The organism is Polaromonas sp. P4_F6 (genome assembly GCF_056401275.1).
Genome location: NZ_JBFUJQ010000004.1, coordinates 290,833 through 311,745, shown reverse-complemented (window position 1 = coordinate 311,745; position 20,913 = coordinate 290,833). Strand labels below are relative to the sequence as shown.

13 protein-coding genes are annotated in these 20,913 nt (G+C 65.8%); 6 read left to right on the top strand and 7 right to left on the bottom strand.

Annotated elements, in window-relative coordinates:
• Window positions 1-30: 30 nt before the first annotated feature.
• From fdhF to apbC, 5 genes are all read right to left on the bottom strand, one after another.
• Window positions 31-2,901 (bottom strand): formate dehydrogenase subunit alpha, encoded by a 2,871-nt coding sequence (fdhF, locus tag AC1DUN_RS13195; RefSeq protein ID WP_477714329.1) that lies wholly within the window; start codon window positions 2,899-2,901, stop codon window positions 31-33.
• A complete protein-coding gene (locus AC1DUN_RS13190) occupies window positions 2,898-4,712 on the bottom strand; it encodes an NADH-ubiquinone oxidoreductase-F iron-sulfur binding region domain-containing protein (RefSeq protein WP_477714328.1) in 1,815 nt (604 codons plus the stop codon). Before AC1DUN_RS13190 ends, fdhF begins: the two co-directional genes overlap by 4 nt.
• 86 nt (window positions 4,713-4,798) lie before the next feature.
• Window positions 4,799-6,427, bottom strand: coding sequence for an OFA family MFS transporter (locus AC1DUN_RS13185; protein ID WP_477714327.1), 1,629 nt, complete (start codon window positions 6,425-6,427; stop codon window positions 4,799-4,801).
• A gap of 278 nt (window positions 6,428-6,705) precedes the next feature.
• Window positions 6,706-7,647, bottom strand: coding sequence for a LysR family transcriptional regulator (locus AC1DUN_RS13180; RefSeq protein ID WP_477714326.1), 942 nt, complete (start codon window positions 7,645-7,647; stop codon window positions 6,706-6,708).
• 22 nt (window positions 7,648-7,669) lie between these two features.
• Window positions 7,670-8,761 carry an iron-sulfur cluster carrier protein ApbC gene (gene apbC, locus AC1DUN_RS13175; RefSeq protein WP_477714325.1) on the bottom strand — a complete coding sequence of 364 codons (1,092 nt, stop codon included), beginning with the start codon at window positions 8,759-8,761 and terminating at the stop codon, window positions 7,670-7,672.
• A 174-nt stretch (window positions 8,762-8,935) separates the two neighbouring features.
• Here apbC and metG point away from each other — a divergent pair, with 174 nt between their 5' ends.
• Entirely contained in the window at window positions 8,936-11,041 is a 2,106-nt protein-coding gene (metG, locus tag AC1DUN_RS13170; RefSeq protein ID WP_477714324.1) for a methionine--tRNA ligase, read from the top strand.
• 17 nt (window positions 11,042-11,058) lie between these two features.
• Here metG and AC1DUN_RS13165 read toward each other — a convergent pair whose 3' ends face one another.
• Window positions 11,059-12,735, bottom strand: a complete 1,677-nt coding sequence (locus tag AC1DUN_RS13165; protein WP_477714323.1) for a sensor domain-containing diguanylate cyclase — start codon at window positions 12,733-12,735, stop codon at window positions 11,059-11,061.
• Window positions 12,736-13,066: 331 nt separating this feature from the next.
• On the opposite strand from AC1DUN_RS13165, the gene AC1DUN_RS13160 reads away from it, so the two are divergent.
• Window positions 13,067-14,740, top strand: coding sequence for a SulP family inorganic anion transporter (locus tag AC1DUN_RS13160; RefSeq protein ID WP_477714322.1), 1,674 nt, complete (start codon window positions 13,067-13,069; stop codon window positions 14,738-14,740).
• A 7-nt stretch (window positions 14,741-14,747) separates the two neighbouring features.
• Here the strand turns inward: AC1DUN_RS13160 and bamE are convergent, their stop codons facing one another.
• Window positions 14,748-15,269, bottom strand: coding sequence for an outer membrane protein assembly factor BamE domain-containing protein (gene bamE, locus AC1DUN_RS13155; protein WP_477714321.1), 522 nt, complete (start codon window positions 15,267-15,269; stop codon window positions 14,748-14,750).
• A gap of 112 nt (window positions 15,270-15,381) precedes the next feature.
• Between bamE and AC1DUN_RS13150 the strand changes: the two genes are divergently transcribed.
• The 4 genes from AC1DUN_RS13150 to AC1DUN_RS13135 all read left to right on the top strand — a co-directional run bounded on the left by AC1DUN_RS13150 (window position 15,382) and on the right by AC1DUN_RS13135 (window position 20,683).
• Entirely contained in the window at window positions 15,382-15,609 is a 228-nt protein-coding gene (locus AC1DUN_RS13150) for a DUF3460 family protein (protein WP_007867807.1), read from the top strand.
• 45 nt (window positions 15,610-15,654) lie between these two features.
• A complete protein-coding gene (locus tag AC1DUN_RS13145; RefSeq protein ID WP_007867820.1) occupies window positions 15,655-16,533 on the top strand; it encodes a segregation and condensation protein A in 879 nt (292 codons plus the stop codon).
• 303 nt (window positions 16,534-16,836) lie between these two features.
• Window positions 16,837-18,501, top strand: a complete 1,665-nt coding sequence (locus tag AC1DUN_RS13140) for a ShlB/FhaC/HecB family hemolysin secretion/activation protein (RefSeq protein WP_477714320.1) — start codon at window positions 16,837-16,839, stop codon at window positions 18,499-18,501.
• A gap of 55 nt (window positions 18,502-18,556) precedes the next feature.
• Window positions 18,557-20,683, top strand: coding sequence for a two-partner secretion domain-containing protein (locus tag AC1DUN_RS13135; protein ID WP_477714319.1), 2,127 nt, complete (start codon window positions 18,557-18,559; stop codon window positions 20,681-20,683).
• Window positions 20,684-20,913 lie beyond the last annotated feature (230 nt).

The following is a 20,913-nucleotide window of genomic DNA, read 5'->3' as shown; positions in this document are numbered from 1 at the left end:
ACGGCGGGCTTCTGCCTCTGTAGAAAAACCCTAGCGGGCTATCCCCTCGCCATAGCCCTGGGTGGCCGACACCTGGCCGCCGCGGCGTATCGCGACGGCACAGTACTTGAACTCCGGGATCTTGCCGAAAGGGTCCAGCGCGGCATTGGTCATCAGGTTGGCGGCCGCCTCGTAATAGGCAAAGGGGATGAAGACCGCGCCGTGCGGCGTGCCGTCATCGCGCCGCACGTGGATGGCAACCTGGCCGCGGCGCGACTGCACGGTGATCACGTCGCCGGCCTGCAGCCCGAGTTCCGCGAGGTCGTCGCCGCACAGCGAGGCCGTGGCCATGGGCTCGATCGCATCGAGCACCGTGGCGCGCCGCGTCATGCTGCCGGTGTGCCAGTGCTCGAGCTGCCGCCCGGTGATCAGCACAAAGGGGAAGTCCGCATCGGGCCGCTCGTTGGCCGGGATGATGTCGGCGGGCACCAGGTGCACGCGCCCGTCGTGGGTGGCGAAGCGGTCTATGAAGACGGTGGGCGCGCCGGGGTCGTCTTCGGTGAGGCAGGGATAGGTCACGCTGGACTCGCGCTGCAGCCGCTCCCAGCTGATGCCCGAGATCGCCGCGTGCATGGCCTGGCGCATTTCCTCATAAACGGCCGCCACGCCCGAATGCTCGCCCGCATAGTTCCAGTTAAGGCCCATGCGCTGCGCGATCTGCTGGATGATCCACAGGTCGGGCTTGGCTTCGCCGGGCGGCGTGATGGCCTGCTTGCCCAGCTGCACCATGCGGTCGGTGTTGCTGACCGTGCCGGTTTTTTCGGGCCAGGCGGTGGCCGGCAGCACCACGTCGGCCAGCCAGGCGGTTTCGGTCATGAAGATGTCCTGCACCACCAGGTGCTCCAGGCTGGCCAGCGCATGGCGAGCGTGGTTGAGGTCGGGGTCGCTCATGGCCGGGTTCTCGCCCATGATGTACATGCCGCGTATCTTGTGCGGATCGCTGTCGGGCGCGAGCGCCTTGTGCATGATCTCGACCACGGTGTAGCCGGGCTTTTCGTCCAGCGGGGTGTCCCAGAATTTCTCGAACCAGGCGTGCGCGCCGGCGTTGTCCACGCGCTGGTAGTTGGGGAACATCATGGGGATCAGGCCCGCGTCGCTGGCGCCCTGCACATTGTTCTGGCCGCGCAGCGGGTGCAGGCCGGAGCCGGGCTTGCCGATCTGGCCGGTCACCGTGACCAGCGCGATCAGGCAGCGCGCGTTGTCGGTGCCGTGCACGTGCTGGCTGATGCCCATGCCCCACAGAATCATCGCGCCCTTGGCCTTGGCGAATTCGCGCGCCACCTCGCGCAGGGTTTGCGCCGGGATACCGCAGATGGGCTCCATGGCCTCGGGGCTGTAGCCCTTGACGTTTTCTTTCAGCGCCTCGTAGTTGCTGGCGCGCTTGCTGATGAAGTCCTGGTCGGCCAGGCCTTCGTCGATCACGGTGTGTATCAGCGCGTTGAGCATGGCCACGTCGGTGTCGGCCTTGAACTGCAGGGTGCGCCAGGCGTGCTTGCCGATGTCGGTGACGCGCGGGTCGGCCAGCACGATTTTTGCGCCGTTCTTGGCCGCATTTTTCATCCAGGTGGCGGCCACCGGATGGTTGGCCGTGGGATTGGAGCCGATCACGAAGATCAGGTCCGAATGCTCCACGTCGTTGACCTGGTTGCTGACCGCGCCCGAGCCCACGCCTTCGAGCAGGGCCGCGACGCTGGAGGCATGGCACAGCCGCGTGCAGTGGTCCACATTGTTGGAGCCGAAGCCGGTGCGCACCAGCTTCTGGAACAAATAGGCCTCTTCATTGCTGCCCTTGGCCGAGCCGAAGCCGGCCAGGGCTTTTTTGCCGTGCGTGTCGCGCAGGCCCTTGAGGCTGCCGGCCGAGAGCGCCAGCGCCTCTTCCCAGCTCGCCTCGCGGAACACCTCGGACCAGTCGGCGCTGTCGCGATTGAGGTTTTGCAGCGCCTCGGGGTCCTTGCCCACGCCTGCCTTGCGTATCAGCGGCACCGTCAGGCGTTGCGGGCTGTGCGCATAGTCAAATCCGAAGCGGCCCTTGACGCACAGCCGTGAATGGTTGGCCGGGCCGTCGCGCCCGTCCACGCTGACGATCTTGTTGTCCTTGACGTTGTAGGTCAGCAGGCAGCCGACGCCGCAGAAGGGGCAGACCGAGTCGACCTTTTTATCAACCACTTGCGAGCCGACCTGCGATTTGGGCATGAGCGCGCCCGTGGGGCAGGCCTGCACACATTCGCCGCAGGCCACGCAGGTGCTGTCGCCCATGGGGTCGTCCAAGTCGAACACGATCTCGCTGTGCGAGCCGCGCATGGCGTAGCCGATCACGTCGTTGACCTGTTCCTCGCGGCAGGCGCGCACGCAGCGGTTGCACTGGATGCAGGCGTCCAGGTTGACCGCCATGGCGGGATGCGAAACGTCGGCCGCGGGCTGCTCGCGGCGCAGGGCTTTGAGCGCGGGGCGCACCTGCACTTCCATGCGGTCCGCCCATTCGCTGAGTTCGCCGTGCTCCAGCGACTCGTCTTTTTCATTCCATTTGTAGCCGGTGTCAGGCATGTCCGACAGCAGCATCTCCAGCACCATCTTCTGGCTCTTGAGCGCGCGTTCGCTTTGGGCCTGCACCTCCATGCCGGCCGTGGCGCTGCGGCAGCAGCTGGGGGCCAGTGTGCGCTCGCCCTTGACTTCGACCACGCAGGCGCGGCAGTTGCCGTCGGGCCGCAGCCCGTCCTTGTAGCAAAGGTGGGGAATGTCCACACCGTGGCGCGCGGCGGCCTTGAAGATGGTTTCGCCTTCATAGGCGTGGACGGTCTTGCCGTCGAGCTTGAACTCGACGGTTTGCGGCATGACTTCAGCGAGTTTGGCGGGGGCGTTCATGCCGTGACTCCGATCTCATGCGGGAAATATTTCTGGATGCTGCGCACCGGGTTGGGCGCAGCCTGGCCCAGGCCGCAGATGGAGGCGTCGGTCATCACGATGTTGAGGTCTTCCAGCGTGTCGCCGTCCCAGCGCTCGGCCTGCATCAGCCGCGCGGCCTTGGCCGTGCCGACGCGGCAGGGCGTGCACTGGCCGCAGCTTTCGTGTTCAAAGAACTTCATCATGTTGAGGGCGGCGTCGCGCGCGCGGTCCTGGTGGCCCAGCACCATGACGGCGGCCGAGCCTATGAAGCAGCCATAAGGCTGCAGGGTGTCGAAGTCCAGCGGAATGTCGCCCAGGGAGGCCGGCAGGATGCCGCCCGAGGCGCCGCCGGGCAGGTAGGCGTAAAAGTCGTGGCCCTCGGCCATGCCGCCGCAGTATTCGTCTATCAGCTCGCGCACCGTGATGCCGGCCGGCGCCAGCTTGACGCCGGGCTGCCTGACGCGCCCGCTCACGCTGAAGCTGCGCAAGCCCTTGCGGCCGTTGCGGCCGAAGCCGCTGAACCACTGTGGGCCTTTTTCGACGATGTCGCGCACCCAGTACAGGGTCTCGAAGTTGTGCTCCAGCGTGGGCCGGCCGAAGAGGCCCACCTGCGCGATGTAGGGCGGGCGCATGCGCGGCTCGCCGCGTTTGCCTTCTATGCTTTCGATCATGGCCGACTCTTCGCCGCAGATGTAGGCACCCGCGCCGCGCCGCAGCTCGATCAGCGGCAGCTCGCAGGGCGGGTCGGCACGCAGTTTGTCGAGTTCGGCCTGCAGGATGGCGCGGCAGTCGTGGTATTCATCGCGCAAATAGATGTAGCAAGCCTCCACCCCCACCACCTGGGCCGCGACCAGCAGGCCCTCGAGGAAGCGGTGCGGGTCGCGCTCAAGATAAGTACGGTCCTTGAAGGTGCCGGGCTCGCCCTCGTCGATGTTGACGGCCATCAGGCGCGGCGCGGGCTGATCGCGCACGATGCGCCATTTGCGGCCGGCCGGAAAACCCGCGCCGCCCAGGCCGCGCAGGCCGGAGTCTTCCATGGCCTTGATGATGCGCTCGGCGTCTTCCTCGCCATTGACCACCGCGGCGGCCAGCGCATAGCCGCCGTGTTCGCGGTACAGCGCATAGCCGGTGTACGCCGGCACGGCGGCTGTATCGATGCCGGTCACGCTTTGTTCGGCAAAATCGGCCGCGTTAAAAGGCACGGCAGCTTGGGCCACGGCGGCGGCGCTTTGCGCCTGGCCGACTGCCGCGACCACGGCCCGCGGCGTCGCAAACGGTACGGCCTGCTGGTGCACCGCGACGGCGGGCGCCTGCTCGCAGCGGCCTATGCAGGGCGCAGCGACCACACGCACATCCTGCGCGCCCAGCAGCGCCGGCAAGCGCGCCAGCAAATCCTGCGCGCCGGCCAGTTCACAGGCCAGGCCGTCGCAGACCCGCACCGTGAGGCCGGGGGCTTTGCCGTCGCCGCGAATCACTTCGAAGTGGTGGTAGAAGGTCGCGACCTCGTAGACCTCGGCCATGGGGATGTTCATTTCCTTGGCCAGCGCCACCAGATGCCTGTCGTGCAGGCAGCGGTAAGCGTCGTTGAGCGCGTGCAGGTGCTCGATCAGCAGGTCGCGCCTGTGGCCGGCCTCGGGCCGCGCGCCTAGCAGTGCGCGCACCTCGTCCAGAGACGCATCGTCGGCCTGACGCCCCTTGAGTTTGCTCTTGCGGCGTATGCGCTCGCGCATTTCGTCGACCGTTGCGACGGCAACGGCCTTGACTTCGGGACTGCGACCAGGATGGTTCATGAGTGGCTGGGCCGGCGTTCCCGCGCACGGCGCGGGAACGGCTTGGCTTGAAACGGAAAGGTCAATGAATCAATAACAACAATGAATCAGGCGAAAAACTTGGCCACGCTTTGCAAAGTGCGGTAAATGCCCCAGGCCAGGGGGATGCCCACCGCAAGCCAGGCCAGCACCACCACGGCCGGGCTGATCGTGCCGCCGTTGCCGCCATTGGTGCGGTGCAGCTCAGAGGCCGCGGCTTTTTCATGCGCCAGGCGTTTTTCTTCCGCGAGTTCGCTGTCGGTCATGAACCACTTGGGGTTCAGCGGGCGCACCAGCAGGTTGCAGATGAGGCCCACCACCAGCATGCCCACCAGGATGTACATGGTCTGGTTATAGACCTGTTCACGGGGGATGCCAAGGCCGAGCTGGTATTCGCGCATGTAGTTCACCACCACCGGGCCCAGGATGCCCGCCGTGGCCCAGGCCGTCAGCAGGCGGCCGTGGATGGCACCCACCATCTGGGTGCCGAAGATGTCGGCCAGGTAAGCCGGCACGGTGGCAAAGCCGCCGCCGTACATGCTCAGGATGACGCAGACGGCCCCCACAAACAGCACGATGCTGCCGGCCGCTGCGCTGCCCGGAATGCTGGCGTACAGAATGCCGCCCAGCACGAAGAAGACCACATAGGTCAGCTTGCGGCCCAGCTTGTCGGAAAGGCTGGCCCAAAAGAAGCGGCCGCCGATGTTGAACAGGCTCAGCAGCGCGGTAAAGCCCGCGGCAACGGTGGCGATGGCCGCCAGCTGGGCCTTGTCGAGCTCGCCGAATTTCTGGTTCAGGCCGATCAGGTGGCCGCCAAAGACTTCCTGCAGCATGGGCGAAGCCATGCCGATCACGCCGATGCCGGCGCTCACGTTCATGCACAGCACCATCCAGATCAGCCAGAACTGGGGAATGCCCCAGACTTTTTTCACATGCACATGGCGCTGCGTGATCATGGTGTTGGTGGCGGCGGGCGGCGGCGTCCAGCCTTCGGGTTTCCAGCCGGTTTCGGGCACGCGGTAGCCAAAGGCGCCGGCCATCATGAAGACGAAGTACACGACGGCCATGACCACAAAGGTCTGCATCACGCCCACGCTGGTGGGCGTGGCGAAATACTTCATGAGGTCGGCCGCGAGCGGCGAACCAATCATCGCGCCGCCGCCAAAACCCATGATGGCCATGCCGGTGGCCATGCCGCGGCGGTCCGGGAACCATTTGATCAGCGTGGAGACCGGCGAGATATAGCCCAGGCCCAGGCCTATGCCACCGATCACGCCGGAGCCCAGGATCATGAGCCAGAACTGGTGCAAATAAATGCCCAGCGCCGAGATCAGCATGCCGCCGCACCAGCAGACGGCCGATACCACGCCGGCCTTGCGCGGGCCGGCGCGCTCCAGCCAGCCGCCCCAGGTGGCCGCGGAAATGCCCAGCAGCACAAAGAACAGGGTGTACATCCAGCCCAGGGTGGAAATTTTCCAGTCGCAACTGGTGGTGAACAGCTCGGCGATAAAGCCGACCTCAGGGCCGCACTTGATGGACTCCTTGATGCCCAGCGCCTTGGACAGCGGCAGCCAGAACACCGAAAAACCATAGGCCATGCCTATGCACAGGTGGATCGCCAGGGCGGCGGGAGGCACCAGCCAGCGGTTGAAGCCGGGGCCGGCAATGATGCGCTCTTTATCGAGGAATCCAGACATGTCTTCTTATCTCCGTGTTATGGCTTATTGGTATTTCCCACCCTGAACGAGTGCGCGAAGTGTCGCGGCCGCACGGCAACACGGTCAAATTGAATCGAGACATGCCCCCATTCAAAAACTAAATCAAGAGCGCGCCGCTTCGTTGGCGAATCCCCGCATACCCCTATCAGGTGTGTCCAAACCAAGCAGGGGCCGCGGAACCGGCTTTGCCGGGCCGCAGGCGCAGCGGCCCCCTCGGGGGGCAGGGAGCTACACGCAGTGAGCGACCGTGGGGGCTCTTAAACGCTGAGCAAGCCGCTGTGCGCCGCGGCATGGCGCAGCCAGCCGGCGTCCTGGGCCAGGGCCAGGGCGGCCTCGAGGGTGCGCGAGGGGTCGCCGCCCTGGGCCATAAAGCCTATGGTGGTGCGCACCTCGGGGCTGACCAGGGGCAGGGCTTCGAGTTCGCGGTAGCCGCGCACCGCACCCACCAGCGCGCCGGGCATGACGGTGCAGACATTGCCCTCGGCCACCGACAGCGCCAGCGTGAGGATGGAGTTGGTCTGGATGACCGGCTCGCAGGCCTCGCCGGCCTCCTGGAAGGCCTTGTCGACGATGGTGCGGTTGTGCATGTCGCGCGTGAGCAGGCACAGCGGGTGTTTGGCGGCTTCGGCCCAGGTGATCCTGGGGCCGATTTGCATCTGGTCCTTGCTGGCCTTGGCGGCGCGGCGCACGAAAAAATAGTGCTCGGTGTACTGCTTGATCTGGCGCAGGCTGGGCCCGTTGGCGCGCAGCCGGTCGGTGTAGCCCAGGCCCATGTCCAGCGCCAGGCTTTCCAGGCCGGCCTCCAGTTCGTTGGAACTCATGGAGCGCACTGTGGGCGAGATGCCCGGGTAGCGCGCCTGCAGCAGGGCGCAAAAGCGCGCGGCCACCGGCATGGCGGTGGGCACGGCCCCTATGGCCAGGCTCCCCTGCGGCTTGCCGATGCCGCTGTCGAGCTCCTGCTGCAGCAGCTCGCGCTCATGCAGCATGCGCTGGGCGCTGAGCAGCACGCGCTCGCCTTCGGGCGTGAAGCCTTCGAAGTTGCGCCCGCGCCGCACGATGACGGTGCCGAACTCCCGCTCCAGCGCGCGCAGCGCGTTGGACAGCGCCGGCTGCGTGATGTGGCAGGCCTGGGCCGCGCGGCCGAAATGTTTGTGCTCGTCGAGCGCGGCCAGGTAACGCAGGGATGCCAGCAGGTTCATGGGGCGCCGCGCCTGGGCTGTTTCAGGTGTTCTTGCTGATGGTGATGGTCGGGAACTTGGCGGAAAAGTCCTTGGACTTGGCCGCCACGGTGACGGCCATCTTGCGCGCCACGGCCTTGTAGATGCCGGCGACCTCGCCGTCCGGGTCGGCCACCACGGTGGGCCGGCCGTTGTCGGCCTGCAGGCGTATCTGCATGTCCAGCGGCAGCGCGCCCAGGTAGTCCATCTTATAGTCGGCCGCCATTTTTTTGCCGCCGCCCTCGCCGAAGATGTGCTCGGCATGGCCGCAGTTGCTGCAGATGTGCACCGCCATGTTTTCGACGATGCCCAGGATGGGCACGCCGACTTTCTCGAACATCTTGATGCCCTTTTTGGCGTCCAGCAGCGCGATGTCCTGCGGCGTGGTGACGATGACGGCGCCCGTCATGGGCACGCGCTGCGACAGCGTGAGCTGGATGTCGCCGGTGCCGGGCGGCATGTCGACGATCAGGTAGTCCAGGTCTTTCCAGTTGGTCTGGCGCAGCAGCTGCTCCAGCGCCTGGGTGGCCATGGGGCCGCGCCAGATCATGGCTTCGTCCTGGGCCACCAGGAAGCCTATGGACATCACCTGGATGCCGTAGTTCTCCATGGGCTCCATGTTCTTGCCGTCCACGCTCTCGGGCCGGCCCTCTATGCCCATCATCATGGGCTGGCTGGGGCCGTAGATGTCGGCGTCGAGCAGGCCCACGCTGGCACCCTCGGCCGCCAGGGCCAGGGCCAGGTTGACGGCGGTGGTGCTTTTGCCGACGCCGCCCTTGCCCGAAGCGACGGCGATGATGTTCTTGACGTTGGGCAGCAGCTGCACGCCGCGCTGCACGGCATGGCTGGCGATCTTGACCGTGACATTGACCGAGACGTTGCCGGCGCCGGGCACGGCCTTGACGGCGGCGATCAGGCTTTTGCGCAGGCCGGCAACCTGGCTTTTGGCCGGGTAGCCGAGTTCAATGTCGAAAGACACGTCGCTGCCGCTGATCTGCAGGTTTTTCAGGGCCTTGGTGCTGACAAAGTCTTTGCCGGTGTTGGGATCCAGCACGGCTTGCACGGCGTTCAGGACGGCCTGTTGGTCCAGGGACATGGGGAAATACTCCGTTGAATCTGTCAAATGGGGCGGCGCTCTGGCGGCGGCGGGGGTTGGGCTGAAGTCTAACGCCGTGGCGCCGGCCCTGGGGTCATGGGGGCTTGCCAGGGCGGCTTCCGGTCCGGGCGACTTAAAATCGCCGGTTCCCCCTTTCCAAGCCATAAGCACCCTATGTCCCAGCGCCGCCTGTTTGTCACCACCGCCCTGCCCTATGCCAACGGCAATTTCCATATCGGCCACATCATGGAATACATCCAGGCCGACATCTGGGTGCGTTTCCAGCGCATGCAGGGCCATGCGGTGAACTTTGTGGGCGCCGACGACACCCACGGCGCGCCCATCATGATCGCCGCCGAAAAGGCCGGCAAGACGCCGCAGCAGTTCGTGGCCGACATCGCCGCGGGCCGCAAGCCCTACCTGGACGGCTTTCACATCAGCTTTGACAACTGGCATTCGACCGACGCGCCGGAAAATCACGAACTGGCAAAGCAGATTTACCGTGACCTGCGCGACAACGCCCAAGGGTCGCTGATTGAAACCAAAACCATCGACCAGTTCTTTGATCCTGAAAAGAACATGTTCCTGCCGGATCGCTTCATCAAAGGCGAGTGCCCGAATTGCCATTCGAAAGACCAGTACGGCGATAACTGCGAGGTCTGCGGTGCGGTCTATGCGCCCACCGACCTGATCAACCCCTACTCGGCCCTGTCGGGCGCCAAGCCGGTGCTCAAAAGCTCCGAGCATTTTTTCTTCAAACTGTCGGACGAGCGCAGCGTCAAGTTTTTAGAAGACTGGATTGACGGCAACAACGCCAAAGGCAAGCCCCGCCTACAGCCGGAAGTGGCGAACAAGGTCAAGGAGTGGTTTTCTGTCCGGACCAACGCCGACGGCACCAAGAGCGAAGGCCTGGGCGACTGGGACATCAGCCGCGACGCGCCCTATTTCGGCATCGAGATCCCCGATGCGCCGGGCAAATACTTTTACGTGTGGCTGGATGCGCCTGTCGGCTACCTGGCCTCGCTCAAGAACCTGCTGGAAAAGCGCGGTGAAGACTACACCGCGTACATGGCCGACCCCGACCTGGAGCAAATCCATTTCATCGGCAAAGACATCGTGACCTTCCACACCCTGTTCTGGCCGGCCATGCTGCATTTCAGCGGCCGCAAGACGCCCGACAACGTGTTTGTGCACGGCTTCCTGACGGTGAACAACGGCGAGAAGATGAGCAAGAGCCGCGGCACCGGCCTGGACCCGCTCAAGTACCTGAGCCTGGGCATGAACCCCGAATGGCTGCGCTACTACCTGGCCGCCAAGCTCAATGCGCGCAACGAGGACATCGACTTCAATGCCGACGACTTCATGGCGCGCGTCAACAGCGACCTGGTGGGCAAATACATCAACATCGCCAGCCGCGCCGCGGGCTTTATCAGCAAGCGCTTTGCCGGCCAGCTCGGCGAAGTGTCGGCCGACGGCGCGGCGCTGCTGGAGGCGTTGCGCGCCGCCAGGGACGTGATCGCGCCCCTGTATGAAAGCCGCGAATTCGCCAAGGCCTTGCGCGAAACCATGCTGCTGACGGACCGCGTCAACGCCTATGTGGACCAGAACAAGCCCTGGGAACTCGCCAAGCAGGCCGGCATGGACGCGCGCCTGCAGGACGTCTGCACGGTCTGCATCGAGGCCTTCCGCCTGCTGACGATTTATTTGAAGCCCGTGCTGCCCGCACTGGCCGCGCAGGTCGAGGACTTCCTGAAAGTGGAAGCGCTGAACTTTACGCACGCCGGCGCCATGCTGGGCAAAGGCCACGTGATAGGCGACTACAAACACCTGATGCAGCGCGTCGACGTCAAGCAGCTCGACGCGCTGTTCGAGCCGCCGGCCCAGGCCGAAGCCGCGCCGGCCGCGCCTGCGGACTTGCCGGGCGGCGAGGCGATCGCGCCCGCCATCACGATTGACGATTTCGCCAAGGTCGATCTGCGCATTGCCAAGATCGTCAGCTGCGAAGCAGTGGAGGGTTCGACCAAGCTGCTGCGCCTGACGCTGGATGCCGGCGAAGGCCGCATGCGCAATGTGTTCAGCGGCATCGCCTCGGCCTACAAGCCCGAGGACCTGGTCGGCAAGCTGACGGTGCTGGTGGCCAACCTGGCGCCGCGAAAAATGAAGTTCGGCATCAGCGAAGGCATGGTGCTGGCCGCCAGCCATGCCGACGAAAAAGCCCAGCCCGGCATCTACGTGCTGGAACCCCTGCCGGGCGCCACGCCGGGCATGCGCATCCACTAAGCCACATACGGCCGGCCTCAGCCGGCCGCCGCGTTGATAAAACGCAAGCCGGTGCCGGAGCGGCCCGACAGCTCCCTGAGCACATTGCCCATGGCGTGCAACAGCTGCTCGGCATCGGGCGCGTTGAAAGGCGCCTCTGCCACGGCGATCCTGAACTGCATCATGGTGCCGGGCGGCAGGCTGGGGCTGTCGGCCAGGCCCCGGGCGATCAGGCGCTGCGCGATCTGCGTGAGCTCGTCGCGCGTGAGGTGACCCTGCAGGATCAGTAAAAAATCGCCGTCGCGGTGGCGCGCGACGGTGTCGCCATCACTTGCCACGCCGGCCACGCAGGCTCCGGCCTGCACCACCGCGCTTTGCGCTGCTTCCATGCCGTAGTCCTGGCGGATGTCGATGGCATTGCCCAGCCGCACGCGCATCACCGCGCCCGCACCGGGGTCGCGCCGCTGGCGCACCAGCAGGGCGTCCAGCCGCTGCAGCAGCACGCGGTGGTTGCCCAGGCCGGTCAAGGGATCGACGCGCGTGAGAGCGCCGACGCGGACCTGGTTGTCGCGCTTTTCGCGGCTGCGCAGGTAGAGGGCCAGCAGCAGCAGCAGGATCTCGAAGGCCGCGCCTATCTGCGCGCCGTACTGCGTGGCAGTGCCCAGCGGCAGCATGGCCTGCGTGCGCAGGATGGGGAAAATCGAGCCCACCGTCAGGCAGACCATGGCGGCCAGCACCCACAGGCCGACGCGCGGGCGGCGCCAGACATACCAGCCGGCCACGCTGAGGTAGACGGCCATGCTGCCCAGGTAATAGGGCGTGGCCAGGTTGAAGGAGGACTTGTTGCCCATCACCAGGAAAGCCGTGAGGATGCCCGCGCCCAGCACCGTCATCAGCAGCAGGCCGCGCGACAACCAGGGCGCGTCGCGGTCGACCACCATCTGGCGCAAAAACAGGTGCAGCAGCGCGGCGGTGGCCAGCGTCAGGGCGACCGGCGCGCTGTCATTCCACCAGGCGTTGCCCGGCCAGAGAAACTCACCGGCCAGCCCGGTCAGCGCCAGCTGGCCGGCGGCCACCACCAGCACGTAGCCGGCGAAAAAAAGATGGATGCTGTCGCGCCAGGACGCGGCGTGCAGCGTGCTCATCAGCGCGATCAGCAGGACCAGCCCGATGTACACGCCCAGCAGCAAATGCGACTCCTTGGACTGCTCATGGAAGCTGTCCGGGTCGGACAGCTCCCAGGGCACGCTGATGGGGTAGTTGTGCGCCACCCTCAGGTAGCTGGGCCTTTCGCCGGGCTGCAGCAGGAGCTCGAAGGCCGGGGTCAGGTGCCGCACCGGCCACTGCGCGACAGGCACCGCGTCGCCGGAGCGCTCCAGTTGCCACAGGCCGCCGGCCGCCGGGCGGTACAGGTCCACGCTGTCCATATTGGGGTGGGGAATGGTGAGCACCAGCGGCGTGGGCGCGGCGACCGCCGGCAAGGCCAGGCGGTACCACAGTGCCGCCCCGCCCCCGGTGGGCATGATCTCGCTGGGCTGGACGGCACGCCCTTCGCCGGCATCAAACTTGCTGCGCACCTGCTCGAAAGTGAGGGTGCCCGCGCTGTCGACCAGCACCTGGCCCTCGCCCAGCACGCCGCGCCCGGCCTTGAAGGGGGCAGGCACCACGGCCGCAGGGCTTGCGGTGGAATTCTCGACGGGGGCAAGCTCCCCCACCGGGGAAGCAGGGGGTTCTTGCGCCACAGCCATGGCGTGTGCCAGCAACAACGCCGCCAAAGCGGCTGCCCGCCGCGGCAGGCGCCATCCGGGCATCCACGAAAAACCGAAAAAACCGGGCAATCACTTCTCCAGGAAAAGCACGCTGGGACAGTCCGGAACCAGGCGCCATGAAGCCCAAAGCTTATCCAGTCCGCGAAAGGCTGTAAAAGTAAGTATTTTGAACTACTAATTCAGCATTACTGTAACCAGCCTTTACATTGCCGGCAATGGAAAAATGTCACGCCAAGGACTTCTCGCCGGCACATGCCTGGCACCACAATCAAAGCCCATGCACCTGCCCGCCTACCTTGCGCCGTTTCGCCCTCGCCTGCTTTCAGCACTCGCCGGCTACACGCGTGAACGGTTCTTGAAAGACGCCGGAGCAGGCGTCACCGTCGGCATCGTGGCCTTGCCGCTGGCCATGGCCTTTGCCATCGCCTCCGGCCTCAAGCCCGAGGCCGGCATCTGGACCGCCATCATCGCCGGCGCGCTGATCTCGGCGCTGGGCGGCTCGGCGGTGCAGATCGGCGGCCCCGCCGGCGCCTTTATCGTGATTGTCTACGGCATCCTGGAGCGCTACGGCCTGGCCAACCTGCTGATCGCCACCGCCTGCGCCGGCGTGCTGCTGTTCCTGCTGGGCCTGTTCAAGCTGGGCACGCTGGTGCGTTATGTGCCGGTCAGCATCGTGGTGGGCTTTACCAACGGCATCGCGGTGCTGATCGCGCTGTCGCAGGCCAAGGATTTGCTGGGCCTGGTCGTGCCCAAGATGCCGGCCGACTTTTTCTCGCAGATCAAGGTCCTGGGCAGCCACCTGGACAGCTTCAACCCTTATGCGCTGGGCCTGGGCCTGGTCTGCCTGCTGGGCCTGTTCATCTGGCCCCGGCTGTTCGACACGCAAACGCGCGTTGCGGGCGGTTTTTTCACCATGCGCCTGATCCGGCTCATGCAGGCGGTCGAGGGCGTGCAACTCAAGCGCGCCACACGCATGGCTTCGCGGATGCCCGGCCCCATCGTGGCGCTGGTCACGCTGACGGCTTTTGCCTATTTCCTGGCCCTGCCGGTGGAAACCATAGGCACGCGCTTTCACGGCATTCCGCGCGCCCTGCCCGCGTTTGCCCTGCCCGACTTTTCATGGGAGACGGTGCGCCTGCTGGTGGCGCCCACCATCACCATCGCGATGCTGGGCGCGGTGGAGTCGCTGCTGTGCGCGCGCGTGGCCGACCAGGTCTCGGGCCTGCCGCGCCACGACCCCAACCAGGAACTGATGGCCCAGGGCGTGGCCAACTTCGTCGTGCCCTTTTTCGGCGGCATGCCGGCCACCGGCACCATCGCCCGCACCGTGACCAATGTGCGGTCCGGCGCCAGCTCGCCGGTTTCGGGCCTGGTGCATGCGCTCACGCTGGTCCTTATCGTGCTGGCGGCCGCGCCGCTGGCGGTGCACGTGCCGCTGGCCGTGCTCTCGGGCATCTTGCTCTACGTGGCCTGGAACATGGGCGAATGGCGCGAGTTCGCCCGCCTGCCCCAGGCCAGCAGCCACTACCGCCTCATCATGCTGGGCACGTTTTTCCTGACCGTGGTGTTCGACCTCACGGTGGCGCTGCAGGTCGGGCTGATCCTGGCCTGCGTGCTCTTCGTGCGGCGCATGAGCAGCCTGTTCCAGGTGGTCGAGGTCTCGCGCGACGCGGACTCGGCGAGCTTCCAGCTCTATGGCTCGCTGTTCTTCGGTGCGGTGGCCAAGCTCGACCCGATACTGAACGTGGTGGAAAGCGCACCCAAGGGCCTGGTGGTGCGGCTGGACGTTCAGTCCCTGCAGTCGCTGGACACCTCGGGGCTGGACGTGCTGGAGCAACTGCACAAGGCCATCGTGCTGCGCGGCGGCCGGCTGGTCATCGCAGGGCTCAATGCCCAGCCGCTGGCCGTGATGGAGCGCTCGGGCTTTCTGGCAAAGGTGGAGACGGTTTAGCCGGCCTTCAGCGTGTGCCGCCCGACGGGCTGACACTTTCTTCATCCACCGAAGCCGTCCCCTTGACCTTGAGGTCGGCGTCAAACACCACCGTGAAGATGCGCGCCGTCGAAGGCGGGTTCAGGTAGCGCCAGTCGTAATGGGTTTCCTGCCTGAGCGCATAAGGCGTGACCTTCATGGGCTTGCCGAGCATCTTGCGCACCTGTTCCATGCGCATGCCGGGCAGCACTTTCTCAAAATTCTGCGGCGTCAGCACCTGCCTGAGCGCGCTCATCTTGCCGTCCGCGCCTAGGGTGATCATGTAGTTGGCCTGGCCCTGCGGCTGGCGGTTGTATTCAAAGGTGCGGGCGCCCGGCGCCGCGGCCGCGCCGGGCAGGGGCGTGTCGGCCATGTCGGTGGCATCCCAGATTTTTTCGGGTTCGCCGAAGCGGGCGCGCACATCGGCTTCAGTGGCCACGCCTTCTTCAAGCTCGGCGATGCGCTGCGGGTCGCAGCCCACCAGGCCCAGGACAAATGAGAGCAGACCCATACAGGCAAACATCCTTCTTGAGGGAAAAGCGGCCGAAAAGGGTGAAAACAAGGAAGGCATGGCAGACCCCGGTAAAATCAGCCCACTATACGTTTCAGGCAGTTTAGACCCCATGGCCCTCCTCAACATCTTCCGCCGCTCCGACTACACCTCCGACACGACGCAGTTCATCGACCAGCTCAAGGCTAAAAAGCCCACGCTGGAAGCGGAGCAGCGCGCCGGGCGCGCCCTGTTGTGGGACAAAAACCTGAACCGCAGCGAGCAGGCCGAGTACAGCGAAGCCCGCGTACCCCAGCAGCCCTACGTCTACGGCACCAGCAGCCACCCCAACGGCAAATAAGGGCGCCACAGCCCTTCGCGACGCCCGTAGCCGCTGCTTTTTTTCATGTCCCAGCCCCATTTCCCACCCGAACCCCAGGAACTGCCGCCGGCCGCTGGCCAGGCGCAGCCCGTGGTGGGCACGGACATGCCCGAAGTGATAGACCAGGTCGCGCTGGCACGCCTGTACGGCGAGCCGCTGTTCGCGATGCCGCACGACCTGTACATCCCGCCCGATGCGCTGCAGGTTTTCCTCGAGGCCTTTGAAGGCCCGCTGGACTTGCTGCTTTACCTGATCCGCAAGCAGAACTTCAACATCCTCGACATCCCGATGGCGGCGGTCACACGCCAGTACCTCACTTATGTCGACGAGATTCGCGCCACCAACCTGGAGCTGGCGGCCGAATACCTGCTGATGGCGGCCATGCTGATCGAGATCAAGTCGCGCATGCTGCTACCACCCAAGAAGGTGGCCGAGGGCCAGGAGCCCGAAGACCCGCGCGCCGAGCTGGTGCGCCGCCTGCTCGAGTACGAGCAGATCAAGCTGGCCGCCCACAAGCTCAACGAGGTGCCGCAGTTCGGCCGCGACTTCCTGCGCGCCCAGGTCTATGTCGAGCAGTCGCTGCAGCCGCGCTTTCCCGACGTCAATGTGGTCGACCTGCAGGAAGCCTGGCGCGACATCGTCAAGCGTGCCCGCCTGGTGCAGCACCACGTCATCAGCCGCGAGGAACTCTCGGTGCGCGAACACATGAGCATCGTGCTGCGCAAGCTGCAGGGCCGCAAGTTCCTGGAGTTCGAGGAGCTGTTCGACGCCGCGCGCGGCATGCCGGTGCTGGTCGTGACCTTTATCGCGCTGCTCGAGCTCTCCAAGGAAGGCCTGCTGGAAGTCACGCAGGCCGAGGCCTTCGCGCCGATTTACGTGCGCCTGGCTTACACGCCGGCCTGAACGCGCCGCGGCGCCCGGGCGGCGAGCGGCCGCACCCCAAATCTTCGCCTTCCAAGCGCCTCGGCCTGCGCAACGCGCGACTACGGCACGCCTGCGTCAGCGCGGCGTCCTACACCTCTTTACCGTTTTTACACCCATGCTCGGGGCAGGAGTCAAGGCCTATCGGACATGAAAGCGTGCACGCACCCGATTTCCCCCCTGTGATTTCGAGGCCCATGCGCATGAAGGGGTCTCTTGCACCCCGCTGCCCGCAACCGCATCCATGCGGCCGGAAGCAACGTCATTCATGCCGAAAGGGCTTCCGTGAACCTCAAACTACTCCCGCTGGCACTGCTGGCCGTGGGCCCCCATCTGCTGGCCCAGACCCTGCCCGGCGCGGGCAGCCAGCTGCAGCAGCTCCCCTCGGTCCCGCCGCCGCAACCCGCGCCGCCTGAAATCCGTGTCGAACCGGGCAAGCCGGTGCCGGTCCGCGTGACCGAGGAAGCGAAGATCCCCGTCGACAGCCTGCGTATCACCGGTGCCCGGGCATACACGGAAGCCCAGTTGCTGGCCGTGGCCGGCTTCACGCCGGGCAAAGAATTGACGCTGGCCGAACTGCGCGCCATGGCGGCGAGGATCACGGCGCACTATGCCAAAAACGGCTACTTCGTGGCCCAGGCCTACCTGCCCGCGCAGGAAATCGCCGACAAGACCGTCACCATCGCCGTGCGCGAGGGCGAATACGGCCAGATCATCGTGCGTAACCAGACCAATCTCTCCGGCGGCATCGCCGACAGCCTCCTGTCCGGGCTCAACAGCGGCGACGCCATCACCGCCGCGCCGCTGGAAAGCCGGCTGCTGCTGCTGTCGGACGTCCCCGGCGTCAAGGTCCATTCGACGCTGGTTCCGGGCGGCGCGGCGGGCAGCTCCGACCTGCTGGTGGACATCACGCCGGCACCGCGCGTCAGCGGCAGCGTCGACGCCGACAACGCCGGCAACCATTACACAGGCGAATACCGCCTGGGCGCCACAGTGAACCTCAACAACCCCCTGGGCCTGGGCGACGTCGCCAGCCTGCGCGCGGTGACTTCCGGCTCGGGCCTGAACTACGCGATCGCGTCCTACCAGCTGCAGGTCGGCAAGGGACGCGCCGGCGTCTCCTACAGCAAGCTCCACTACGTCCTGGGCGAGGAATTTGCCAGCCTGCGCGCCAACGGCACGGCCGAGGTGGCCAGCATCTTCGGCAGCTACCCGCTGATCCGCTCACGCGACAACAATCTCTACGTCCGCCTGGGCTACGACGCGAAAACCTTCCAGGACAGGGTGGACGCCATTCCTTCCGTGACGGACAAAAAGGCCGGCGTCCTGACCACCAGCCTCTATGGCAACCACCGCGACAACCTGGGCGGCGGGGGCGTCAGCGCCTATGCGCTGTCTTTCTCGGCGGGCAATCTGGACATACAGACACCCGCGGCGCTCGCCGTCGACGCGGCCAGCGCGCGCAGCAACGGCAGCTACGGCAAGCTCGGCTTCAACCTGATGCGGCTGCAGCGCGTCACCGACACGGTGTCGCTCTATGGGGCTGTCAGCGGGCAGCTTGCCTCGAAAAACCTTGATTCCTCGGAAAAAATGGAGCTGGGCGGCATGAACGGCGTGCGCGCCTATCCCCAGGGCGAGGCGCCTGCCGACCAGGGTTACCTGATGACGCTGGAAGCACGGCTGCTGCTGCCCAAATTTCCCGAGAACCTGCCGGGGCAGGTGCACCTGATCGGCTTTGTCGACCACGGCAGCGTGACCATCAACAAAAACCCCTGGGCGGCCGGGCAAAACCACAGAAGCCTGAGCGCCGCCGGCGTGGGCCTGACCTGGAGCGAAACCGACAACTTCATGGTGCGGGCCTACTACGCCCGCAAGATCGGAAGCGAAACTGCCACTTCCGCCCCGGACAAATCGGGTCGGTTCTGGATACAGGCGATCAAATATTTCTGACGCGGCGAACGGCACACACAGGCCGAACAGGTATTGCAACCCACAAGGATTCACCATGAACCGCATAGCCCCCTCTTTGAAGAACAACACTACAACCAGCGACACGCGCTTTGCGCTCAGGGCGCTGCCGGTCTGCCTGCTGCTGGCCTTCGGGATTTCCGCCCACGCCCTGCCCCAGGGCGGCGTGGTGGCGGCCGGCAGCGCCAGCATCGCCAGCGGCGCGGCGAGCACGACCATCACACAGTCCAGCCAGAGCGCCGTGATCAACTGGCAGAGCTTCGGCATAGGCGCCGGCCAGAGCGTGCAGTTCGTGCAGCCCGGCACGGGCTCGGTGGCGCTGAACCGCGTGCTGGGCGCGGACCCCTCCAGCATCATGGGAAGCCTGTCGTCGAACGGCAAGGTGTTCCTGCTCAACCCCAACGGCATCCTGTTCGGCAGCGGTGCGTCGGTCAACGTGGGCGGGCTGGTCGCTTCCACGCTCAGCATCAGCGACGCGAACTTCATGGCGGGGCAATACGCCTTGTCCAATCCCGGCGGCGGTGCGGTCGTCAACCAGGGAACGATCACCGCCGCCGACGGCGGCTATGTCGCCCTGTTGGGCCGCAACGTCAGCAACCAGGGCGTGATTTCAGCCAGGCTGGGCACCGTGGTCCTGGCAGCGGGCAGCGCCATGACGCTGGACGTGGCGGGCGACGGCCTGCTCAACGTGTCGGTGGCGCAGGGCAGCGTGAACGCGCTGATTGAAAACGGGGGCATGATCAGCGCCGCCGGCGGCAGCGTGCTGCTGACGGCCCAGGGCGCAGGCCACCTGCTGCAGACCGTGGTGAACAATACCGGCGTGATCCAGGCGCAAACCATCGCCAGCCGCAACGGAAAAATCATGCTGCTCGGCGACATGGAGACCGGCACCCTGAACGTGGCCGGTACGCTGGACGCCAGCGCGCCCAACGGTGGCAACGGCGGCTTCATCGAAACCTCGGCGGCGCGCGTCAACGTGCTGGACGGCGCGCGCGTCACCACCGCAGCCGCGGCGGGCCTGACGGGCCACTGGCTCATAGACCCGCAGGACTTCATCATTGGCGCCGGCGGCAACATCTCCGGCGCCACGCTGTCCGCCCAGTTGGTGACCAACAACATCACCATCGTCAACGCACCCGGCGCCGGCAACGGCGATATCTTCGTGAACGATGCAGTGAGCTGGACGGCCGCCGGAGCGCCCACCACCTTGACCCTGAACGGCGCGCGCGACGTGAACATCAACGCAGCGGTCACGGCTGTCGACGCGAATTTTTCGGTCTGCTGCGGCCGCGACATCAATGTGAACGCGGCCGTCACGGCGACCCGCGGCAGCGTGCTGCTCGGCGCCGGGCGCAACCTGAACCAGAATGCGGCCATCACGGTCACCGACGGCAACCTCGCCATGTGCGCGGCCAACGACGTCAGCATCAACAGCGCCATCACGCTGACGCGCGGCAGTTCCGACCCGACGCGCAGCCTGGGCCTGGCGCCGGGCCTGACGCTGCGCGCCGACAGTGACGGAACGGGACCCGGCCGGATCGGCGGCACGGTGGTCATCAACCCGCTGGCGCCCATGGTGACGGTGACCGGGCCCAACGCGCCGGTCGACATCTTCTACAACCCGGTTTCCTACACCGTGCCCACCGACTATTCGCCCCGCTTCACCTTGACTGGAGGCGCCACGCTGACGCAGCACATGCTGGTGTTTCCCGAAGCAAGCAAATCCTACGACGGCACCACCAATGCCGTCCTCACAGGCCTGAAAGGCAACCCCGCCGGCGTCACGCTGATCGCCGACCCCGGCAGTACCGCCACCTTCGACAGTGTGGATCCGGGCACAGGCAAGACCGTGTCATTCACCGGTTACCGACTCGGCGGCCCGAACGCCGCCCAATATGCCCTGGCCTCTTCATGCTGCGGACCCATCGCGGGAAAAACCACCGCAAACATCACACCGGAAAACCGGCTGCCTTCATACGCCAGTGTCGCGGCATTCGCGAGTTTTCTCGCTTATTCAGAAGGCTTCATGCCCGTCAGCTATGCGACCTCCGAAGGCGATATTTTTGTGCCTGGAGAGCGGGTGGCTGAAGTTGTGGAGCCCATCGAGATACCGCGCAGGAAATATGTTGCTCCGCGCTATTTGCCCAGGCAGCCGCGCAACTGACAGGCGCAGGAAGTCACCGTCATGTTTCACTTCCCGGGGGAAATCCCGCATCGCCGCCGCAAAGCAGCCTTCGTCAAGGTTCTGGGCCTGGGCTTCGTTCTGTTGGCAGCCGGTTTTGCCGTACACGCCGCAACTGCGGCGGCAACAGATGATGCCCGGCCGGCACCGGTGGGGCCCGGCAGCACAAGCGCCGTTGATGGAAAACGGCCTCGCCACGCCGACTTCGGCCG